This window comes from Halorientalis persicus (assembly GCF_900110215.1).
Classification (GTDB): domain Archaea; phylum Halobacteriota; class Halobacteria; order Halobacteriales; family Haloarculaceae; genus Halorientalis; species Halorientalis persica.
Genome location: NZ_FOCX01000031.1, coordinates 17352 through 37221, shown reverse-complemented (window position 1 = coordinate 37221; position 19870 = coordinate 17352). Strand labels below are relative to the sequence as shown.

13 protein-coding genes and 21 tRNA genes are annotated in these 19870 nt (G+C 59.5%); 28 read left to right on the top strand and 6 right to left on the bottom strand.

The features are described 5' to 3' along the window. The coding region (locus BMX17_RS27735; RefSeq protein ID WP_449272163.1) for a DUF7837 family putative zinc-binding protein at positions 1-106 on the top strand (106 nt) is incomplete at its 5' end. Between the two features lie 8 nt (positions 107-114). Here the strand turns inward: BMX17_RS27735 and BMX17_RS26415 are convergent. Beyond that, positions 115-276: a hypothetical protein gene (locus tag BMX17_RS26415; RefSeq protein WP_170845503.1), complete on the bottom strand. Its 162-nt coding sequence runs from the start codon at positions 274-276 to the stop codon at positions 115-117. Between the two features lie 118 nt (positions 277-394). Between BMX17_RS26415 and BMX17_RS20875 the strand changes: the two genes are divergently transcribed. The 4 genes from BMX17_RS20875 (at position 395) to BMX17_RS20860 (ending at position 3387) form a co-directional block, all read left to right on the top strand. Further along, positions 395-808, top strand: a complete 414-nt coding sequence (locus BMX17_RS20875) for a TRAM domain-containing protein (protein WP_092663719.1) — start codon at positions 395-397, stop codon at positions 806-808. A 537-nt stretch (positions 809-1345) separates the two neighbouring features. Next, complete coding sequence (locus tag BMX17_RS20870) at positions 1346-2185, top strand: ParA family protein (protein WP_092663717.1); 840 nt, start codon at positions 1346-1348, stop codon at positions 2183-2185. Further along, a complete protein-coding gene (locus BMX17_RS20865) occupies positions 2182-2610 on the top strand; it encodes a DUF7970 domain-containing protein (protein ID WP_092663715.1) in 429 nt (142 codons plus the stop codon). Before BMX17_RS20870 ends, BMX17_RS20865 begins: the two co-directional genes overlap by 4 nt. Positions 2611-2790: 180 nt before the next feature. Continuing rightward, positions 2791-3387, top strand: a complete 597-nt coding sequence (locus BMX17_RS20860; protein WP_139203627.1) for a DUF8129 domain-containing protein — start codon at positions 2791-2793, stop codon at positions 3385-3387. Between the two features lie 491 nt (positions 3388-3878). Here BMX17_RS20860 and BMX17_RS20850 read toward each other — a convergent pair whose 3' ends face one another. Both BMX17_RS20850 and BMX17_RS20845 read right to left on the bottom strand, forming a co-directional pair. Next, the gene (locus BMX17_RS20850; RefSeq protein WP_092663709.1) at positions 3879-4874 is read right to left on the bottom strand and encodes an MBL fold metallo-hydrolase RNA specificity domain-containing protein; all 996 of its coding nucleotides are present in this window, start codon (positions 4872-4874) and stop codon (positions 3879-3881) included. A gap of 66 nt (positions 4875-4940) precedes the next feature. Then, positions 4941-6623 (bottom strand): ATP-dependent DNA ligase, encoded by a 1683-nt coding sequence (locus BMX17_RS20845; protein ID WP_092663707.1) that lies wholly within the window; start codon positions 6621-6623, stop codon positions 4941-4943. 1177 nt (positions 6624-7800) lie between these two features. On the opposite strand from BMX17_RS20845, the gene BMX17_RS20840 reads away from it, so the two are divergent. After that, positions 7801-9075 carry an orc1/cdc6 family replication initiation protein gene (locus BMX17_RS20840; protein WP_092663721.1) on the top strand — a complete coding sequence of 425 codons (1275 nt, stop codon included), beginning with the start codon at positions 7801-7803 and terminating at the stop codon, positions 9073-9075. 454 nt (positions 9076-9529) lie between these two features. Next, positions 9530-9919 (top strand): hypothetical protein, encoded by a 390-nt coding sequence (locus BMX17_RS20835; RefSeq protein WP_092663705.1) that lies wholly within the window; start codon positions 9530-9532, stop codon positions 9917-9919. Between the two features lie 121 nt (positions 9920-10040). Here BMX17_RS20835 and surE read toward each other — a convergent pair whose 3' ends face one another. From surE to BMX17_RS20820, 3 genes are all read right to left on the bottom strand, one after another. After that, positions 10041-10880, bottom strand: coding sequence for a 5'/3'-nucleotidase SurE (gene surE / locus BMX17_RS20830; protein WP_092663703.1), 840 nt, complete (start codon positions 10878-10880; stop codon positions 10041-10043). Between the two features lie 933 nt (positions 10881-11813). Continuing rightward, on the bottom strand, positions 11814-14993 hold the full coding sequence (locus BMX17_RS20825) for a 5'-nucleotidase C-terminal domain-containing protein (RefSeq protein ID WP_211611407.1): 3180 nt from the start codon (positions 14991-14993) through the stop codon (positions 11814-11816). 687 nt (positions 14994-15680) lie between these two features. Beyond that, entirely contained in the window at positions 15681-15923 is a 243-nt protein-coding gene (locus BMX17_RS20820; RefSeq protein WP_139203626.1) for a hypothetical protein, read from the bottom strand. Positions 15924-16207: 284 nt separating this feature from the next. On the opposite strand from BMX17_RS20820, the gene BMX17_RS20815 reads away from it, so the two are divergent. The 21 genes from BMX17_RS20815 (at position 16208) to BMX17_RS20725 (ending at position 19336) form a co-directional block, all read left to right on the top strand. Then, positions 16208-16281 (top strand) — tRNA-Asp (locus BMX17_RS20815). A gap of 285 nt (positions 16282-16566) precedes the next feature. Next, positions 16567-16647: transfer RNA gene (locus tag BMX17_RS26410), tRNA-Ser, on the top strand. Between the two features lie 117 nt (positions 16648-16764). Further along, positions 16765-16851: transfer RNA gene (locus tag BMX17_RS20810), tRNA-Ser, on the top strand. A 133-nt stretch (positions 16852-16984) separates the two neighbouring features. Then, positions 16985-17055, top strand: a tRNA-Trp gene (locus tag BMX17_RS20805). 1 nt (position 17056) lies between these two features. After that, positions 17057-17138 (top strand) — tRNA-Leu (locus BMX17_RS20800). 3 nt (positions 17139-17141) lie between these two features. Beyond that, positions 17142-17223, top strand: a tRNA-Leu gene (locus BMX17_RS20795). Between the two features lie 32 nt (positions 17224-17255). After that, positions 17256-17338, top strand: a tRNA-Leu gene (locus tag BMX17_RS20790). Between the two features lie 138 nt (positions 17339-17476). Beyond that, a tRNA-Ala gene (locus tag BMX17_RS20785) sits at positions 17477-17547 on the top strand. 346 nt (positions 17548-17893) lie between these two features. Further along, positions 17894-17965, top strand: a tRNA-Tyr gene (locus BMX17_RS20780). 139 nt (positions 17966-18104) lie between these two features. After that, a tRNA-Glu gene (locus BMX17_RS20775) sits at positions 18105-18179 on the top strand. Then, positions 18180-18250, top strand: a tRNA-Met gene (locus BMX17_RS20770). Further along, a tRNA-Val gene (locus BMX17_RS20765) sits at positions 18251-18323 on the top strand. Between the two features lie 3 nt (positions 18324-18326). Beyond that, positions 18327-18400 (top strand) — tRNA-Ile (locus BMX17_RS20760). Between the two features lie 3 nt (positions 18401-18403). Beyond that, a tRNA-Val gene (locus BMX17_RS20755) sits at positions 18404-18474 on the top strand. Between the two features lie 35 nt (positions 18475-18509). Continuing rightward, positions 18510-18583, top strand: a tRNA-Ser gene (locus tag BMX17_RS20750). Between the two features lie 5 nt (positions 18584-18588). Further along, positions 18589-18662, top strand: a tRNA-Gly gene (locus tag BMX17_RS20745). Between the two features lie 3 nt (positions 18663-18665). Next, positions 18666-18738 (top strand) — tRNA-Lys (locus BMX17_RS20740). A 133-nt stretch (positions 18739-18871) separates the two neighbouring features. Then, positions 18872-18938: transfer RNA gene (locus tag BMX17_RS20735), tRNA-Ala, on the top strand. Between the two features lie 53 nt (positions 18939-18991). Continuing rightward, positions 18992-19131: transfer RNA gene (locus tag BMX17_RS26405), tRNA-Cys, on the top strand. A 5-nt stretch (positions 19132-19136) separates the two neighbouring features. Next, positions 19137-19212, top strand: a tRNA-Glu gene (locus BMX17_RS20730). Between the two features lie 52 nt (positions 19213-19264). Next, a tRNA-Phe gene (locus tag BMX17_RS20725) sits at positions 19265-19336 on the top strand. Positions 19337-19870 lie beyond the last annotated feature (534 nt).

The window sequence follows — 19870 nt, the reverse complement described above, 5'->3', positions numbered from 1 at the left end:
GATCCCCGAGACGTGGCTCCTCGTCGAATACGAGAAGGATGACGGCACACAGGGCATCTGGGCTGAGTGTCCGGAGTGTGACGATGTCGTCGCGCCGGAGCAGTAATCCCAGCGTCAATCGGCGTGGGCGTGGTCAGCTTGTTCTGTCGCCTCGATGCACTCCTCGAACTGGAGCGCACTCCGGATGTGGAAGTTCTTCGTATCGGGATCATCCGCGTCGAGGGCTTTCCTGAGATGGTCTGCTGCCTGTTCTTTGAGGGGAGGGCGCTCGCTCATCATCGGCTGATACGATTCCTCGGATTTGTGGCTTACCATCTCTCCGAGGTCGTCTGACGGATTGCTGGGGAGTAGAATCAAGTGCTTTCGGCCAGACAAGCGGTGTAGGTTACGAGTGATGGATATTCCTGCCCAACTACGCTGTCTGTTCTCTGCGTCTGTCGAGAAACGCAATGGCTCGGCTGTTATCGAAATCCCAGAGCAAGAGGTTCAAACTGGTAATCTCCAGGTCGGCAAGACATATCGTGTGGCTGTGCTGGCCGCACGGACAGCCGACGAGACCACCGACACCGACGCTACCTCCCAGTCCACGCATACCCCACAAACACCACCCGTTGAAGAGGGGGAGCAACGGACTGTTGAAATCGAAGATCTTGGCGACCAGGGTGACGGCATCACTCGAGTTGAGCGTGGGTTCGTCGTTATTGTCCCTGAGAGCAAACAAGGCGAACGCGTTACCGTCGAAATCACTGATGTTCAGAGAAATGTTGCCTTCGCGGAAGTTGTCGAACGTCTCGACTACTACGAGTAAGATCTCGGCGCTGGGGTATCCCATCCCCCGCTTCTCGAACAGGGCACGAATACAGTTGGTGACTGAGGATTCTGCCAACAATCCTGTTCATGAAACTGATCGGTTCGAGCATATGCATTAAAATAACCAAGCTCAAATACTTGGGCCAGCTATCTAGTATAGCTATACGGTATAGCCATACTATCTATTCAGCCCATCTATTGAACTGCACCAATTAGCTGGACCACATAGATAGTATATCCAGATAGTATATCCAACTATCACAGCCAGCCATCATAGCCAGACACCATATCTAGATATCACATCGGGATGACCTATTTAGCTGGCCCGAATGGATGGTGTAGAGTACTGGTCCAGCCAGGGGTTGTATCCGACTGGACCAGATAGATATCCTAACGAGACCCTATCTGGAGGTCTATTCCTTAATTACTGCCAGCTACGCTCAGGTGAGATGAGACTGTCGAAGCTAGTATAGCTATATAGTATAGCCATACCGTCTGACTTACCTTTATAGTTAACCAGCGCAACTTGTCGCGTATGTTGGCGTACACGGTATACAGCGAGGCGGGCGGTGTGGGGAAGACAACACTCGCCGCAAACTTGGCGAAAGCGGAGGTGCGTGCCGGCCGTGACGTACTAATCATTGATCTCGACACGCAGGAGGCATCTCTCTCACACCTTCTGGACGTCGCGGACGAGCGGAACGATTCAGAAGCGGATAGTCTGCTTCGACATATGATTGATAGGCCACGCGGACCCTTCGAGGACCTAATCCGAACCAGCGAGGGGATCGATATTGTTCCGGCACACAACATCCTCGAGTACGCCTCGAAGCACCTACGTCGACGCGAAGAGGAGGCCGCGGACTTCGGCGAGACGTTCAACCCCAACAAGCAGCTATTGCGTGTGCTCAGAGAAGCGGGCGTTCACGAGACATACGACACGCTGATCGTCGATCCACCAGCGACGGCCGATATTAAACTGCATAACGCGATACACACCACCCGGCACGTGGTAATTCCCTTCGAGCCCTCGGGGAAGGGATACGAGTCAGTTCAGGGACTCGATCAGCTCGTCGGCGGACTCGAAGACAATCTCGATATCGAAGTCGGCGTCTTGGCGGTCGTTCCCAACCGGTACAAGGGGATGAACGACCAGGATCGGTTCCTGGAAACGCTCCAAGAGGATGGCTGGGACATCCCGGTGACGCTGCGCGAGCGCTCGTCGATGCTGGAAGGCTGCTGGGCGGAGCAGTGTACGGCCTATCGATACGTCGATGAACATCGTGATCGCAAGCGAGACCACGAGGTGGAAACGCTGGAGAAAATCGACGACCTCGCCGAACACATCCGACTCCAGACGGAGGTCCCAGCATGAAGCAAGGCTCGACTGACGACCCGTTCGCGGAGGACACCGGGTCGGAAACAGGCACCGACACGGACGACGACACTGGAGAGTCCACGACAAAGGACCCGGAGACGCAACCGTCGCAAGATGGCACAGCCGGTGGCACAATAGAGGAATCGAGTGCCGCTGACACCGACGACGATAACGGTTCGGACGCAAGCCGCCTCCCCTACATCTACGCGCGAGATTCGGTCAAAGACGGCAGACAGCAGCGGCCGATCTTCCTCCGAGATGAAATCGAAGACGGGATTCCGAAACTGGTCGGCGAACTTGAGGATCGGTTCGGCGAGAACGTCTATCGGACGGATGTGATGGAAGCCGCCGTCGAGGTAGCTCAAGAACACCCTGATCTCCTCGAAGCAAAGCTTGAGGAGTGGGGGTATGGCTGGGACTGAGAGGATGGTTCAAGCGCCTCGGGTGTAGGGAATATTGAAGCAGTCTATTGGGCTACAGGGATCCATATATCCTCAAAGAAAACGGGATTTGTCTGACACACTGGTCCAAATATTAACAATACGCCAAGTCAAACTTCTAGAGTAATCGGAACGGAACCACAGACCATTTCCACCAGTCCAATGACACCGACAGAATCTGGGGATTCTGCCCCCAATCCAGTGAAATATCTGGACACGCCCGATCCAGATCTCATCCGGGCGAGAATTCTACTCTTGGATTCGCTCAACGAGATCGAGGCGTTCCTCGCCGCTGAAGTTGATGCTAGCGGTCGGCCCGGGGTGTTGACGATGCTTCGACGACGTGCGGAGATGGTAACTGACGATCAAGAGGCGGTCGAGGATTTGTTCGAGACCTATGAGAACCGACTCGCTGAGTTACAGGCAGATCCGAGGCCACCGAAAGATGAGATGGTGCTGTATCTAGTGGTCACGGCCGAGGATACCAGAGAGGTTGATTCGGAAAACGCGCCAGAAGAGGCAGATATCATCTACGTCGACATTTCAGGCAGCAAAATCGAACTCGACAGTCCCTACGAGACGAAAGAGGATATCAAGGCGATGGAAACGAGTGAGCGAGAGTGGACAGGAAGTTACTGGGCTGTCAGCCAATCGTACGCACAACAATCGATTGAACATTTGACTAGCGCGGGATATACGCTCGCAATCCACCGGGATGTTAGGGATGGTCTCCAGGATCCACTATCATACGATTCTTGAAAACGGAATTGACTGGAGCAATTGATCTTCGCCACAAGAACGCGGTCGTTAGGGTCTCAAGGAAACTGTCTCATGGATTTGAATTGGCTTCCCAAAAATCGCTACATCACCATCAGTGGTAAGAGCATTAGATCGATTCCAATGGACCGGAGCCACCGAGCAACTACTTCGGCAAATTCCGAGTCAGGGACAAGATGTCCAAACGCGAGTGCAGCAATGACGCCAGCTGCTAGTGCCATGGCAATGATTGCGATTCCCTTGTCCCGTCGACTGAGCCCATCGACCGTCTCAAGCGTCCGCTCAGTGTTAATATTCCTATTTTCCGTCGTTTCACTCCCCTCAGTTTTGTCTTCCTCTGGGGGGGTGTAGCTACTCACGGTTTTGATCGTTGTTCTTCCTGGTTCCAATATGTTCCGGCCAGAGTGGTTGTTTAAACGATATATACTGGTTGGAGATCAAAAGCTCGCTAATTGTATAACGACCTCCCATAGTCAAAAATCGTCAAGTGTAGACTGATTTTGCTGGAGTGATTGGGCTCGATATGGAGTTTCCCGGGTGAGATACGATGCGAACTCATCGACAGCGCCGTGCTGGACGTACACCTGCTCCGGATCGACACTGCGAACGAGGTCAAGCAGTTCTTCGTGGTCGCAGTGATCGGAGAGGACGAACGTTTCGTCGTAGTCGCCCCTGAATTTGAAGCTGCTATCGATCGCCCAGCCCGAGAACCCAGCCTTGATCGCGTCGCTCGATTCCCGCAACTGGTCGACAAACGAGAGGGAGTTTGTCTGCCCAGGCAAAACGAGGACATCGCCGGCCGACAGAGCAGTTGCTGCGTTGTACGGCTGTGCCCCAAAATCAACGTCGAGATGGGCTTCGACAACGGAATTAATCTCTGCGATGGCATCGGTGACTAGCAGTCGCGATCTTCCGGCACGCTGTGCGAGGCGCTGTATTTCCTGGGCCCGCCCCAACGTATACCCCATACAAATCACCGGCTGGTCGGCTGTATCCTCGAACCAGTCGGCGATTTCGGCTTCGAGTTCGGCCTGTGGCGGAAAGACGTACTCCGGCGTGCCGTAGGTCGCCTCGACCACGAGAATGTCAGCATCGACCGGTTCGAAGCCGTTGAGGTAGAACCGATCGCGCGTCGACACGTCACCGGTGTACAGGATGCGGACGGTCTCGTCGTGTTCGGTGTCGTTGGCAGTGATCAGCGTCGCTCGGGACCCGGGCACGTGTCCCGCGTCGAGTAACTCGATATCCGGATGGGTGCTCGGAGTGGGTGCGTCGTCACGACGGACGCCCGCGAGCGCCGCCGTTAATTCCGAACAGACCATCGAATCGGGGGCTTCCGAGTAGAGGTGGTCGCCGTGGGCGTGGCTACAGACCGCGATGTCGCCGTCTGGCCGTGACGCGTCGGCGTGGACGACCCGGCCGTCGGGCAGCTCAACCTCGATACCGTCGGTGTGCCGAACGGTCGTCACTGCAAGCTCTTAGGGTGGCGACAGCAAAACCATTCTGCCCCTCCTGAGAAGATAGTGCGAGAAAATTTACTGGTCCTCATACAGACTCTCGACACGCTCGATCGAGTCAACATCTGTCGGCGAAAGATCATCGCGCACGTCGAGATATCGCGGGAATCGGAGAGCGTACCCGGAGCTGTACTCGGGGGACTGTTGGATCTCTTCGTACTCAACTTCCAGGACGACCTCGGGTCGGAGGTCAACCATCCGACCGTTCTCGGAGACGATCAGGTCCGTCAGTTCGTCGGTGAGTGCGGCCAGTTCATCATCGGTGTACCCGGTCGAGAGGCGACCGATTTCGACGAACTCGCCCTCAGTATCCCGGCAGCCGAGGAAGAGCCTCCCAAGATAGTCGCTCCGACGCCCCTCGCTCCATTGAGCCCGGGTGACGACGAGATCGAGTGGCTCCATCACTGGCTTGACTTTCATCATGTAGCCCACCCGCTCGCCGGGTTGATAGGTCGCGGCGAGGTTCTTCAGCATCACTCCCTCGTGTCCATCCGCGAGCGCGTCCTGATAGAAGTCGTTCGCTGCCCCCTCCGTCTCGAACTCTCGGTGGGCGGCACGTTCGATCTTACCCTCGCTGGGCTCGAACGCACCGTCGAGTCGAACGAGCCGATCCCGGAGCGAAGTCTCGAACAGCGAGTCATCCTCGTGACTGAGGATGTCGAACAGGTAGAGCGTAACCGGTATCTGTTCGACCATCTCCTCGATGTCGTATTTGCGTTTGATGCGCCGCGAGAACTCCTGGAATGGGATCGGACCACCAGTCTCCGGATCGTACCCGACGAGTTCGCCGTCGAGGAGACACCGATCCGCCGTGACGTGCTCGCCGACTGCCTCAACCACGTCCGGGAACTGTGCCGTGACATCTTCGAGCCGGCGGGTGTAGACGCGAATCTCGTCGCCGTCGACGTGGATCTGGACGCGAGCCCCGTCGTACTTGTACTCCATGTGTGCGTCGTCGGGCTCGTCGGCAACGTCGTCGATACCGTCTGCGAGTCCCTCGGCCTTCTTCGCGAGCATCATCTGGACCGGCCTGAACAACTCAACGTCGAGATCGGCGAGACCGTTGCGACCATCGTCCCGGGCGGTCCTCGCGACGAGTCCATAATCGTTCGTCACCTGATGGGCGCGTTCGACCGCGTCGCTGGCCGCATCGCTCCCGTCGAGGAACGCCGCCGCAATGGCGTCACGCATCGTGCCGTCACCGACACCAAGTCGCATATGTCCCAGCGCCGTGCGCACCACGTATCTGGCCTCATCAGGGTCGGCGTCGGCGATCAGCCCCGCGACTTCACTGACCCGGCGGTCTTGGCTCCCTTCGCCGTCAAAGTCGGCGAGATCTCGAAGTGTTTCGTAGACTCGTTCAAGTGTCAGCGGCTCACTGAATAACGATTGCTGTGTCTCGTGTTCGACTGCCCAGGCGGCGGCATCCCCGAGGTCACCAGTCTCGCTCCAGACCGTTTCGATTCGATCAGTCCCGACTCCCGTTGCTGTGTCGATGGCCTCGACCGTTAGGCTCGAAGAGACACCGAGCTCGGCCGTCTCCCACGGTTCGAACACCTTCCCACGAACCATCCCAACGACTAGCGGTAACATATCCGCGTCTGCTTTGGTCAGCCAGTCCGCCAGGATCTGGACCTGTTCCAGATCTGCGTCGGTGGCCGCTAGTCGATCACAGACTGTCGCGAACTCGGCGTACTCCATTTGAGCCCATTATGGATTCCAGGTGGTTAATTTGCAGTCTCGATTCAACGGGTTCCAAAGAACCGGGAAGATACGTCAGCCGGGAAGACAGCTTCAGAGAAAAATTGTGGACGGCAGGTCAACAGCAGTTACCCCACAGTTTAGATCATTACGGTCTTGTGGGGTAACGGTCAAAATAGGTTGAGGCCACTACACCAGATCCTCATCGAACCGGACACACCTCTATCGATGTGTATTCTCTCTCCTGTCTAATCGACTTCAAGAACGGCATTGTGAGAATTGCTCGAGGTTGCCGCAGACATCTCGATGAGGCAATGAAGATTTAGATATCTGAACGAGTACACCGACACCCCTCTATCGATGTGTTCTTCAAAGAGAGGGCAGGGGGTTAGAGAGATATTTTGTGTGTTATACAGGAGGATACCAGAGCAGATCCCCAACGAGAGGTATTGAGCGTACAAAACATACTAAGATATAGTGAAAGTGAACCCGGAATCTGGGGGCATCAGTCCTAGCTACGATGGACTTGCCAGAGAAAACACATCGAACACTTCGATAGAGGGGTGTGTGTCTAGTTTCTAGCTAGCTAGAAGAAGAGAGAAGGAAAGAAGAGAAGCCAGCAAATAGAACCGCTTTTAGGAGCTGTTGAAGTTCCTGAGGGTATCCTAATCTACCGAGTATTGTAAATTAGTGACCCTTAGGAGGCGATCAAAGAGATTGAACTTCCTTTCCTAACCCCTCTATTACCCCCCTCCCTCTTGATCCCTCGAACACATCGATAGAGGGGTGTGCGTGTCCATCAGTTGTTCCTTCGTTCCCTATGATTCACTTCGTCGGACGCTCATGGACTGATTTAGGTCGAGATTCGGCATCCCGATAATTCGAGAGTACTAGTTCCCTTATCGGGCAATCACACTTCGATAGAGGTGGGGCAACACTTTTCATCATTGCCTGAATGTGTGCTGACATGGATACTGACGGCTCCGAGACCGTCGATGATGATTCGGAGTCCGGAGAGCGGTCACCATCTGTTCGGTCCGATCCGTCATCGGATATCGAGGATGGGGACCACGAGGCGGATCAATCGGCCCCACCGATCGATGGGGAACCGGCGAATCCAACCGAATCGGATTCGGATCAAGTCCCTAGCGACAATGAGTCGGAGTCTATCGAAGAAATGCTGCTGGAGTTCGACGAACAGGAAGGGCTGATCCGGGACCGGTCCTTGCTCGATCCGAACTACGTCGTCGAGGAGGATCGAATCGTCGGTCGGGACACCCAACTCCAGGAAGTTACGAAGATGTTGCGCGTCGCGCTCGGTGACAACCGACCCCCGAATCTCTTTCTCTACGGCCCGTCGGGGACGGGCAAATCCCTGATTACGAAGGCGGTCTGTAAGAACATCAGCAACATCTGTGAGCAACGCGATATCAGGTTCGGGACCGTCGAAGTGAACTGCCAGGACCTCGATACCCTCGGCATCGCCGTCTACGAACTGGCCGAGCGAGCCGCCGATGAAGCTGGTGTCTCCGTCGAGGTACCCAAACACGGAGTCGCGACGAAAGAGAAGTGGGACGAACTGTACCGTATCGTCAGCGAGAATTTCGACTCCGTGGTTTTCGTGCTTGACGAGCTGGACATGCTCGTGGGTCGCCGGGACAAACAGGACCCGGCGTTCTCACGGCTGCTCTATCAACTCTCACGGTCTGGAGCTATCGACGACCTCTCCGCGCACATCTCGGTCGTCGCGATCTCCAACGACACGAAGATGATGGAGGCGGTGGGGAGCCGGGCACTGAGTTCGTTCACTCCGGAGGACGTTCACTTCGACGACTACGACGCCAACCAGCTCAAGGCGATCCTCCGGCGCCGCCAGGACGCATTCTACGACGATGTCCTTAGTGACGACGTGATCCCGCTGGCGGCGGCGTTCGCGGCACAGACACACGGGGACGCCCGAAAAGCGATCGATCTCATGCGGGTAGCTGGCGAACTAGCCGAGCGCGAGGGTGATTCCGAAGTCCGGGAGGAACATGTCCGGAACGCACAGGAGAAAGTCGAGAAAAACCGCGTCCTCGAAGTCATCCGCGGGATCAGCACTCAGAAGAAGCTCTGCCTGTACGCGACTGCGACCGTCGCGAACGAGACCGAAGACGGCACCGCGCGCAGTACGACCGGCTATCGAGTCTACCAGTTCCTCACCGATGCGATCGGGGCCGACCAGTACCACCAGGAGACCTATGTCAACAAGATGAAAGAGCTGACGACCTACTCACTGGTTGACTTCGAGCGCCGCAGCCACGGCCCCAGTTCGGGGATGTTCCTCGAATTCCAGTTTGCCGAACGCCCCGATACCATTCTCGATACGCTTCGGGAGGACTCCCGCATCGACATGGTCTCCCCGGACGAAGTCCAGACGGTTGTTAAAGCACAACTCCGGAACCAATCCTGAGTTCTCAGGTACCGACCAATTCCCAGATCCGACTGCTGTCTCGAGCAGTTCTGATTCGGCCAAACACACCCCTCTATCGATGTGTACACTACGAATGCTGGCAATTCCCAAAATTCGGTCGATTGAAACAATCCGCCGAGCGACGACTCAATTGAGCTAGCATGAGTAACAAAATATCGGACACCCCTCTATCGATGTGTAATCTCAAGAAATAGGCCCTCTGACTGGTGGAATTTCGACTTCGACTACTGAACTCGCTGAGAGATTTCCCTGTCGACAGACCTCTCTCGACGGTGAACCGATCTCGGAATTCTCGGCAGATTGAGGCCAAAATCACGAGACTGGACACACCTCTATCGATGTGTTTCAAGGGCTCTGTGGCCCATGGCACCGACTGGCCTCGAAGCCAATCGTTACCCCACACATTGAACTCATCTCGTCACGTGGGGTAACTATGGCGGACGACCCACAGTCCAGACCATCACCGCCGGACCTGCCAACCTATCTCCTGGACCCCCTTGAGAAACAATCACCGGACCGGCTGGAAGCGGTCGCGACGTACGCGAACGAACTCGCAGCGTGGAAGCGCAACCAACGGCAGTCCGAGTTGGAAACACGGCGGGCAGACGACGAGATCGACGAGGAAGAGCGGGAACAGCTGGAAGAGCGCGACCTCTCGACGGACCCAGCCGACTACGAGGACGTGCCGAGCAGCGGCGCCTACATCACGATCAAAACGACCAAACAGACGGCTGAAACCGAGTATCGCTACTACTACTGGCAGTGGCGGGAAGGGGATTCCTGGAAAAATGAGTACATCGGCCCAGTGAACCCGAAAGAGTGAGCCAGGGTCCGAAATATCCCCAAATCCGCAAGCTTGCTGGTCCTTCTCCATTCTGGGTCCCCACAGAACATGTGGGACAGACCGCAAATCACACACAGGCTCGATCTATCGGGGATATAAATTAATCCGTCACATCTTCGAAACAGTCGTCGAGTCTGTCGATGATTCCGTCATCGATCCCGCTTTGTGGCAGGGTGAGCGGTGAGACACTCACGCGTTGATCCAGCACCGCCCGTCGGTCACTCCCGTCCTCGTCCGGGATGTCTCCCTGTGCCATCTCGGCCCACAGCGGGTTGTGAATGCTGAAGCGACCGTCTGCGAGGTCGGCGTGCATATCGTACTGAGCTGTCGGGTGGGTGATCGCGACCCCTTCGATGGACCGATCCGGCCGGGGGACATTGACATTGAAGTAGTCAACGGCGTCGAACACATCCGCAGTAAATGCCCTGTCGACGACGTTGCGTCCGATCACGGACGCCCGCTCGAAATCGGCCGGTTCGAGCGCTGACCGATCCAATCCGAGGACGTCCATCGAGACAGCGATGCCGGGGACGCCGAGCGATGCCGCCTCGGTGGCGGCGCTGGCGGTTCCAGACCGAGGCAGGACGTGCATCCCGAGATTCGCGCCCGCGTTACAACCCGCAACGACCACGTCGGGTTCGAACGTATCGACACCGAGGATCACGCAGTCACAGGGCGTCCCGTGGATCGCGTAGCCGAGTTCGTGTGTCTCGTGGGGGATCGTCACGGTGAATGGATCGGCCGAACCGTCACCGAGGCCGACTTCACCGCCGTTGGACCCGTCGGGCCCCATCCGTCCGTAGGAGAGCCCACGGCCGACTGCACTCTGATTCTGGGCGGGGGCGACGACGGTCACGTCGCCGATCGCTTCGAGCGCCGACGCCAGCGCTCGCAGGCCCGGCGCGTCGATCCCGTCGTCGTTCGTGAGAAGGATGTTCATCGCTGGCCGAACCCTCGGCCGTCCACTCGGTCACCGATTCGATCCCGTGCTGGCATACCTACTCGGTCTGCCCGACGGACAAAAACTCGGTCGGCTCGGGCCGGCTCTCGATGGAGTCCAGCAAAATTTTGCCTCCTCGTTCGTCCCTTTCGATGGACGACTATATCGAACAATAGCAGTCCTGTGGCTATAGACCGCTGGTAACCCGGTAACTATTTTCACTGCGGTTTGCGCGTCTTATTACTCGTCGATGCGGATGTTCCGCCTGAACTCAGGAGTCAAATGTCACACGCTCCGTGGTTTCATTTTCACGAACGGTTTTCATTGCTCAGCACTACCAAATCGATGACTTGCAGACTCTCATGCACTGGCTGGATCCGTCTCGAGCGAACGAACCCGGAAATCCAGGAAGGCCCCTCGAAGAGCTATCCGTCACGACCCGATTCGGATTCGATCAAACGTGGAGCCGCAAGCCCGGCTGTGTGAATTCTGTCCCTCGACCCCGAAGAATCGCACGTATTCCCTCTCTTGCTGACGGTTCTAGCTACTAAGCCGTACGAAGGCCTACTGTATAGCTATACTACTTAGCTATACTGCTAATAGATCCCTCTCAGGATTCTGGACTGCGCACTGCTTCGAACAACTCTCCGACAACGAGATAGTGTGACGGGTTACGGCCTACTCCGGTGGGCAGGACCGGGCGGCCCCTACTGGCTGACCGTTGACCGGCAGCTCGCTCTCCTCTCTCACGATACCGAGGGCCACCCCCTGGGAGTTGCGACCGCGTGTGATTTCGGTTTCCCCGCTAACTCTGCGCGGGGGAAACCCGCCTCCGGACGGAGGTGACCATTCGCTTCGAGCATGGCTAGTCCCTCCGTTCGAAACGACGGCCTGAAGCAAAAAGGAGTGCTGCGGGTTCCGACGAACTGTGAATCAGGTCTCCTCGTAGAGTGTGACCACGTCGTCGAAGTCGATCTGACCGTTCCCGTTGAAATCGTAGGCTGTTGGGTAGCCCTGCACGGCCTCGGAGTCGAGGGCTTCGAACAGGGTCGCCACGTCGTCGTAGTCCAGCCGGCCGTTCCCGTTGACGTCCTCGTAGCGACCGTCACCGTCGGGGTCGGTCGGCGAGCGGCCGCCGGGACTGCGCCCGAGTGCCGGCGGGCCGACTGTCACGCGTCCATGCGCTGTCGCAACCGTCGTCGTCGTCCCGGTCTCGTCGTCGAACCGATCAACGTGGACCGTCAGGTTCGTCGTCCCCGTACCGACCGCTGCCACGTCGACCGTAGCGAGGGTGACGTTCGTCGCGCCGGGCTGGATCATACTGTCGACGTCGGCTGCCCGGAGGAAGACGCCGGGGGAGACCTGGCCGCTGACCTCGGTGAGCGAGAGGTCGTCACCGAACGTGTCGAACGAGACCGTCGCCACCGAACGGTCCTGTGCGGAGACGTTCATATCTATGCCGGAGAAGCCCGCCGGCGCGGAGAGCGTCACATTCACCGTCGCCTCCCCACCGGATGAGAGCGAGGCCGACTCGACCGAGACGGTCGCGGTTCCGTCACCGGGCGCCGGTTCGGGTGCCGCCCCCGTCGCGTTCACCTCGGCCGACAGCACCGCCGCCCCCCAGTAGACCCACTGGTCGGCGTACCGCGAGTCCGTGTAGTTGGCGTAGAGGTCCAAGTCGCCGCCGTCGGTGCGAAGGCTCCCTACGTCCGCCTCCGGGACGCTCGCAGTCAGGATGCCGTCCGCGAGATCGGCGTCGGTCGCTGCGACCGACGCGCCGCTCTCGTTCAGTATCCGGACGCTGTCGGCGTCGAGCGCTGTCGCAGTGTCGGGTACGGCCAGCGACAGCGTCGCCGTCTCGTCCCCGTCGAGTTCGAGGTCGGCCTCGCCGGCATCGGCCGTCACGCGGCGCATCCGGCCCTCTCTCGTCGGTGCGATGGTGTCTTTCGGCTCGACGTAGTCCACGACCGCCTCAGCGTAAAGCGTGTTGGTCACGGCGACCCGTGGCTGGTCGACGAGGTTGTCGTACCCGGAGCCGCCACCGGCCATGAAGCTATTGACCGTCACCTCGTAGGTGGCGTCCTCGTCGAGCGGTTCCCAATCGGACGCCTCGTCGGAGCCGGCACGGTTGACCCACACGTCGCGGATCGTCGAGCTCGCATCACCGTGTGGAATCCACTCGAAGCGGACGCCGCTGACTTGCTGGCTGACCTCCGCTCCGTACTGCTGGCCCGTGTCGCTGTCGAGCGTCACGACCTGCCGTCGGAGTGTCTCGCGAAGTTCCGTGCCCGAGAGTTCGAGCGTCACCAGCGTGTTCGGGAACGGGAGCGTGTTAAACACGTCACCGCCAGTGATGTCGCCCGGGCCGTAGACACTGTTCGACCGGATGCCGCCAGGGTTCGTGATGGCGACGTCCGCGCCGGTCGTCGCGCGGAAGGAGTCGGTGATCAGGTTACCATAGCCGCTCTCGCGGTGGTAGTTCGTGTCGAAGCGCGCGTCAAGCGGCGTCTCGGTCGTCGTGATGACCGAGTCGAGACTCACCTCGGCGCGGTAGCCGTTGATGATGTCCGAGGCCGTCTCGTTCTTCGGGATTTCGTCGGTGACCGGTCGGAGGTGGCCGTTCCAGTTCGTCACGTCGTTTTCGGTCGTGTTCACCGAGAGGTTGAGTTCCCCGAGATAGGCTGCACGGGCCGACCCCTCGGTGATGATCGAACCCGCCGTCTGTTGTGGTGGGTAGTAGATCTCGTCGTCACCGACCGCGATGACGTCGATGTAGTCACCGTCGTCCGCACGGGCGAGATCCTTCGCGTCCGGGACACCCGTGTGGGCCAGCGCGATCACCACGTCCACGTTCTCCTCCTGTTTGAGTCGCTTCGCCGTCGCCGGCCCGTCCTCGGTGTAGTCCTCCAGTTTCGCGCCTTCGGCAGCGAAGTCGATGTTCGTCTTCCCGTAGGTCGCCCCCTCGTCGACGAGGCCGACGAAGCCGATTCGGACCCCGTCGCGTTCGACGATGGTGTACTCTTCCGAGCCCTGGATTCCATCGCCGGTCGACTCGTTGACGAGGTTCGTCGAGAGCCACGGGAACTCCGAGGCCGCTGTGAACTGTGAAACCCCGTCGTACCCGTAGTCGAACTCGTGGTTGCCAACGACGTCCGCGTCCGGCTGCATCAGGTTGAGTACGTCGGTCGGAGCGCGCCACTGGCTGATCGGCGACAGGGCATGCGGGCCGACCTCGTCACCCGCACCGGCCACGACCGTCGGGTTGTCGTGGGCCGCGCGGCGGCGCTCGACGAGCGTCACGAGCCGCGAGAAGTTGCCGTCCTTTGCCGCCGCCGTCTGGATGTCGTTGTATGACAGCAGCGTGACCGTGGTCGTATCGGCGCCAGCGTCGCCGCCGCTCCCACCGTCACTGCCGTCGCCGTCCCCGGTCGACGGTGCCTGCAGGTTCTCTACGACGGTGGGCTGCAGTTTGAACGCGCCGAAGCTGTAGAACAGCGGGCCAGTAATCGCGTCGGCGGTCGCGTTCTTCTTCGCGGGCGTCGTGGCGTCGCTGGGTGCCACGTCGTCGACGGCGAGTTCACCGCTCCCGTCGTCGACCGCCCACTCGCCGTACTCGCCGGGCGTGCTCGTCACCGTCACGCCATCAACCGTGACAAGCACGCCCTCGTAGGCTTCCTGCCCGGCCGCACCCGTGTCGAGCTTGACCGGGTCTGGGACCGGTGCCGTGCCGGTCACCGTCACCGACGCACCGTCCGCCGTCGCGTCGAGTTCCGTCAGGTCGTAGTACTCTTTCACCAGTGCCGTTACTGAGACCGTGTCGCCTGTCGACACCGACGGCGCACCGCCCGTGTATACGTACACGCCGCTGTAAGCGCCGGTCCCGTTCTGGATGTGGAATCCCTCCGGACCGACCGCCGTGACGGTGCCCGTCGTCGTCACCGTCGTGCCAGCGAGCGGCGACCCATCCGCGCTGTCCTGCTGTATGTTCTCGATACTCGTGTTGCCTGCCCCAGCCTGCACCCCGGCAGCCGCTCCCGCGAGTGGCCCACCGAGACACAGTACCGCGACTAGTGCCAGTACCCCTAGCTTCAGTGCCGCATTCGTTGCTGTCACGGTCTTCCTCACCCACATCTGGTGAGCCCGTCCATTTCAAATATATTAATTTATTTATATATTGGTGATTTATTTTGGGTTGGATTTGGATTAGTGAAGTATGATTTGGGACGGAATAGACGGCCCAATTGCTCTCAGGTGTGGTCAATAGATTCGGCGAGTGATCTCGATGACGGCTATGATCGACTTTTGATCAAACCGAATCACATATTAAAAACCCTTCTTCGGCAGTTGGCCTGACTACACACTAAGCATGGCCGGACTGTATAGCTATACTATACAGTTATACTATAAGATTATAGTGACCCAAATAAATCAGGCGCTGAGGTCGTTGAAAGCTCCCACTGCAAAATACCAGGATGCGCCGGTGAATGGCGGCATATTATACTGGACAAATCCCTCCAAATGGGGATACAGACAACCATTCAGGAGTTGGCCAATGTTAGAGATCCATCCAGTAATCCCATGCATACTTTCTCCGATCCGTCGGATGAGCTGATAGATGCAATCTGGCGGAAATTGTGACTGTGTGTATCATACCTCAGCCACATTTAATACAAATGCCACGTTGAGATGTAATTGAAGTCGTCGACAGCACACAACCCGAGGAGATTCAGTATGATGTCAGCTCGCCACGTTCCACGGCTCGCTCGCTTGTCCATAGCCGTGGGCACCTTCGGCGAGCCCCTACGCAAACAGCGTGGGGACGAACCCGATCCGGAACGCTGGAATTTGGGCGACGCCAGTTGCGATGGCGTGACCCAATCCGGCGCTGTCCGGACACCACTGCCCGCATAACTCAGCCCCCACGCGGACTACCCGCCGGGGCGGGGGAACACGGGCCTGCCGCCTGCTTCCATCCAGCGATGGGATCGTCTCGTTCGAGAGGGTCCCGTGGATGATGCTCGCGGCATCATGATTTCCGCTCACACCGAGAGCGGTGTGAGCGTGCAGCCTCGTTCGCGCTGAGCGGACGCTGAGCTGCTGGACGCCCATTCGCCCACAGCCATAGCTGCGGCACTGCACAGCCCCGGAGTCTCCGCTGGCGTCCTGCCGAGCGGAAGCGAGGCAGGGCTCGGAAGACGGAATGTCTTCCGGCGAGGGACGCGGGCCTTTGGAGCCCGAGGTCGCCGGTTCGATTCCGCCGAGGGAGCTTGCTCCCTCGAGCCCCCGTTCACTCCGTTCACGGGAACGGCCGGGGCGACTGCCACACTGCCGACGTGGTGTAGCTCGGCTAGCATACGGTCCTGTCACGGCCGTGACCCGGGTTCGAATCCCGGCGTCGGCGTTCGAAGTGGGATGCTCATCGAGGCAGGCAGACACTGCCCGACGCGAGCGGTTCGCGGTCGGCGGTGCTGGGCCCGGAAGGGTCTACAACCTGCATGATCCGGTGGACATTCCAGGGATACCCCGAAGTACGCTCACCTCACGATGGCGGACAGTTGCGGAGCAGTCGTCCGCCGTCGTGCAGTTGTATAGACACACAACTATCCGTGGGTCGCTGGTGTAGCGGCCGAACATCTGGCGTTTGGGACGCCAGGCCAGTGGTTCGAATCCACTGTGACCCACTTCTGCCGCGGCTGGGAACTGGCGATCCCGCTCGCCTGCTACGCGAGCTCCGAGAGGACTCCCGGTTCGACTCCGGGCCGCGGCGTTCGCGGGTGCTGATCGGATGGTCAGCGCGAGGTGAGACACGCAGATAGGTGACTGCGCTCGCTTTGAAAGCGAGAGCCGTCAGGCTTCTGAGTTCGACTCTCAGTCTCACCGCTGTGGCGGGATTCCCCTAGCCTGGTCAAGGGACCGTGCTGGAACCACGGTGCCCCACGCGGGCACGAGCGTTCGAATCGCTCTCCCGCCGTCCTCACGAACGTGGTAAGTGAGGGCTCGTCAGAGCTTGCTCTGACGGCGTCTCCGCCGTTGCAACAGGCGAAGGCTCGGCAGATGCGTGCAGAGCTCTGCTGGTGTCTTGCCGACCGAAATGCAGCAAGCCAGGGTATGTGGTCCAATGGGAAGACGCTCGCTTCCAGAGCGAGAGATGGCTGTTCGATTCGGTCCATACCCACTCCGCGGTAGCCAAGTGGCCGAAGGCGGCGAGCTTAAGACTCGCTACGTAGGTATTCGGGGGTTCGAATCCCTCCCGCGGTATGCGCCGCCATGTCCGAGTGGTCAAAGGAGCACGGCTGAGGGCCGTGTGGTTAGTCCTTCCCAGGTTCGAGTCCTGGTGGCGGCATGCCGGCCTGGCCGGCACTTCCCTGTCTTCGTGTCGCCGTACCCAAGTGGCCGAAGGGGCGCGGCTCAGGACCGCGTGCTTAGTGCTTTCCGAGGTTCAAATCCTCGCGGCGACACTTCGCGGGTTGGGTAATCTGGTGAGCCCGGTTGGCCCATGACCAGCAGATTACCGGTGGACTCGCTATGCTCGTCCACCAACATCCCCTTCACGTTGTTCAGGGGACCCACGTTCAAATCGTGGTCCCGTGACTCTGGGGCCGTAGCTCAGTGGCAGAGCGCCCGCCTCGCAAGCGGGAGGCCGCCGGTTCGAATCCGGCCGGGTCCATCAGCGTCGGTCAGTGCGCTGGAGTAACGCCCAGACACCTTTGATGGTGGCAGTACCGGACAAACAGACGGGCTGCCAGCGATCGGCGCTGTTCACGAGTTGGACAGCACGCCAATCAACACTGCAAGTCGAGCGAGAGAACGACCCTCCCGCGGGAGACCATGGCCACGCTCGTTCTCGATGACCTCGACGACCGGGTCGAGTAGTGGAGATACTTCGATCTCGCACCAGGGATTAACCGGGCTGGCTACTCGGGCAGGTCCGAGGGTGAGATGCCTCGGTATACGCGGCGAGAGCGATCGAGCCGACACACGCCTCTCCACTACGGTTTTCCCCGGTTCAATCACTTCCCGTGGTCCAGTGGCGACGACGCCTCCCTGTAGAGGAGGAGACGCACGTTCGAGTCGTGCCGGGGAGATTCGGCACACGAAAGTGTGCCATGCAGGTGTGAGTCAGCACCCGCACTCGCGGGTGTTTTCGGTTTCACGATAGCCGTGATGTCGGAGGGATTCGCTCACAGGATGCTAGCTCGCGTGGCCACGCTGACGGGACAGCCTGCTCCAGTGGAGTAGCCAGGACAAACTCACGGCCCTCTCGAGGCCGAGCCCCCGGTTCGAATCCGGGCTGGAGCATGCGGGATAGGGTAGCGGTAGCCCACAGGGCTCATATCCCCGAGGCCCAGGTTCGACTCCTGGTCCCGCAATGGCGGGTAGTCCAGTGGAGTGGACGCGCCGCTGACTCCGGCGAGATCGCAGGTTCGACTCCTGCCCCGCCAATCCGGGTGCGTACCTCAGTTGGTCAGAGAGATCCGCTGATACCGGATTCGTCGGAGTTTCGAGTCCTCCCGTGCCCACTCGGACGCATGGTCCAACGGCAAGATACGGCCCTCACGAGGCTGTGATCGAGGTTCGATTCCTCGTGCGTCCATCGGCAGCGAGGGTTGGAGGTCCTCGGTGCCACGCGGGCCCCTAGCTCAACTGGCAGAGCAGCGTCCTGGCAGGACGAAGGCTCCGGGTTCGATTCCCGGGGGTGTCCACTCTTGCGTCACTGGTCTAATCTGGCGAGGGCACTGGCCTTCCAAGCCAGTAGTCTCGGTTCGAATCCGGGGTGACGCATGCGGGCCTGGAGCCTATGAGTACAGGCAGGCGGCTTTTAACCGCAAGATAGCGGGTTCGAATCCCGTCAGGCCCTCTATTTCTCGTGCCTGGGAGTCCCCCGTGGTGGGGGAGCCGGGCTGTTACCCTGGTCGTGGACGGTTCGACTCCGTCCCCAGGCGTTCGGGACCGCGAAGTCCCGCGTATCCTGACTCTCACTCTCGCGGGCCCCTAGCTCAATTGGTAGAGCGCCCGCTTCGCAAGCGGGAGGCACCGGGTTCGAGTTCCGTCGGACCAGTCCGACGGCGTCACGCACACTTCGTTCGCGTGACTCCCGGGGGCGTCCATCAGCCGCGGTGGCAGAGTGGCTCAACGCACCTGCCCGCAGAGCAGGATCACATCGGTCTGGAAACCGGCGGTTTCCAGAGCAGACCCTGCGCACGCAACGCAGTGAGCACGTCCGGACGTGGTTCGAATCCGATCCGCGGCTTCTGTGCTTCCGGAGTCCCCGATGGCGAGGGACGCCAGCCTTTCGAGCTGGAAGTCGTGGGCTCGATTCCCACCGGAAGCATGCCCTTCCGAGCCCTCACTCGCTTCGCTCGCCAGGGCACCGGAAGCACTGCGGAGCGATAGCCAAACGGGACGGCACCCGGCTGAAGACCGGGCAATTCGCGGTTCGACTCCGCGTCGCTCCATTCCCCGCTATTGGCGGGAAATTGTATGGCCGGGTTGGGGTAGCTGGTAACCTTCGACCCTGTGACGGTCGAGCGGCGAGTTCGAGACTCGCACCTGGCCCTGCGCCTGTGTAGCTCAACTGGCAGAGCACATCCGTGGTATGGATGCCGTCCAGGTTCGACTCCTGGCGCAGGCTTCGGGCGTAGCCCCGACCCGAATTCGTGCCGGCATAGCTCAACTGGCAGAGCGCCGTCAGAGCAAGCTCTGACGAGCCCTCGTTCGGCCTACTGGGCCTCACGAGGACACCACCCTTGTAAGGTGGCTGTGAGCGTTCGATCCGCTCTGCCGGCCTGGGGCACCGAGCCCCGTCCCAACCGGGTGGCCGTCGAGACGGAGCGTTCCTTCACTCTGGCACCCCGCGGGTTCAACTCCCGCACCCGCTCCGTCGGTATTCCGGCCACCCACCAGTCATCGCGGCGACCGTCGAATCGGAGCGTTCCTTCACTCCAGGATTTCCCGAGTTCAAATCTCGGCGGTAGACCAGCCGGTCTATC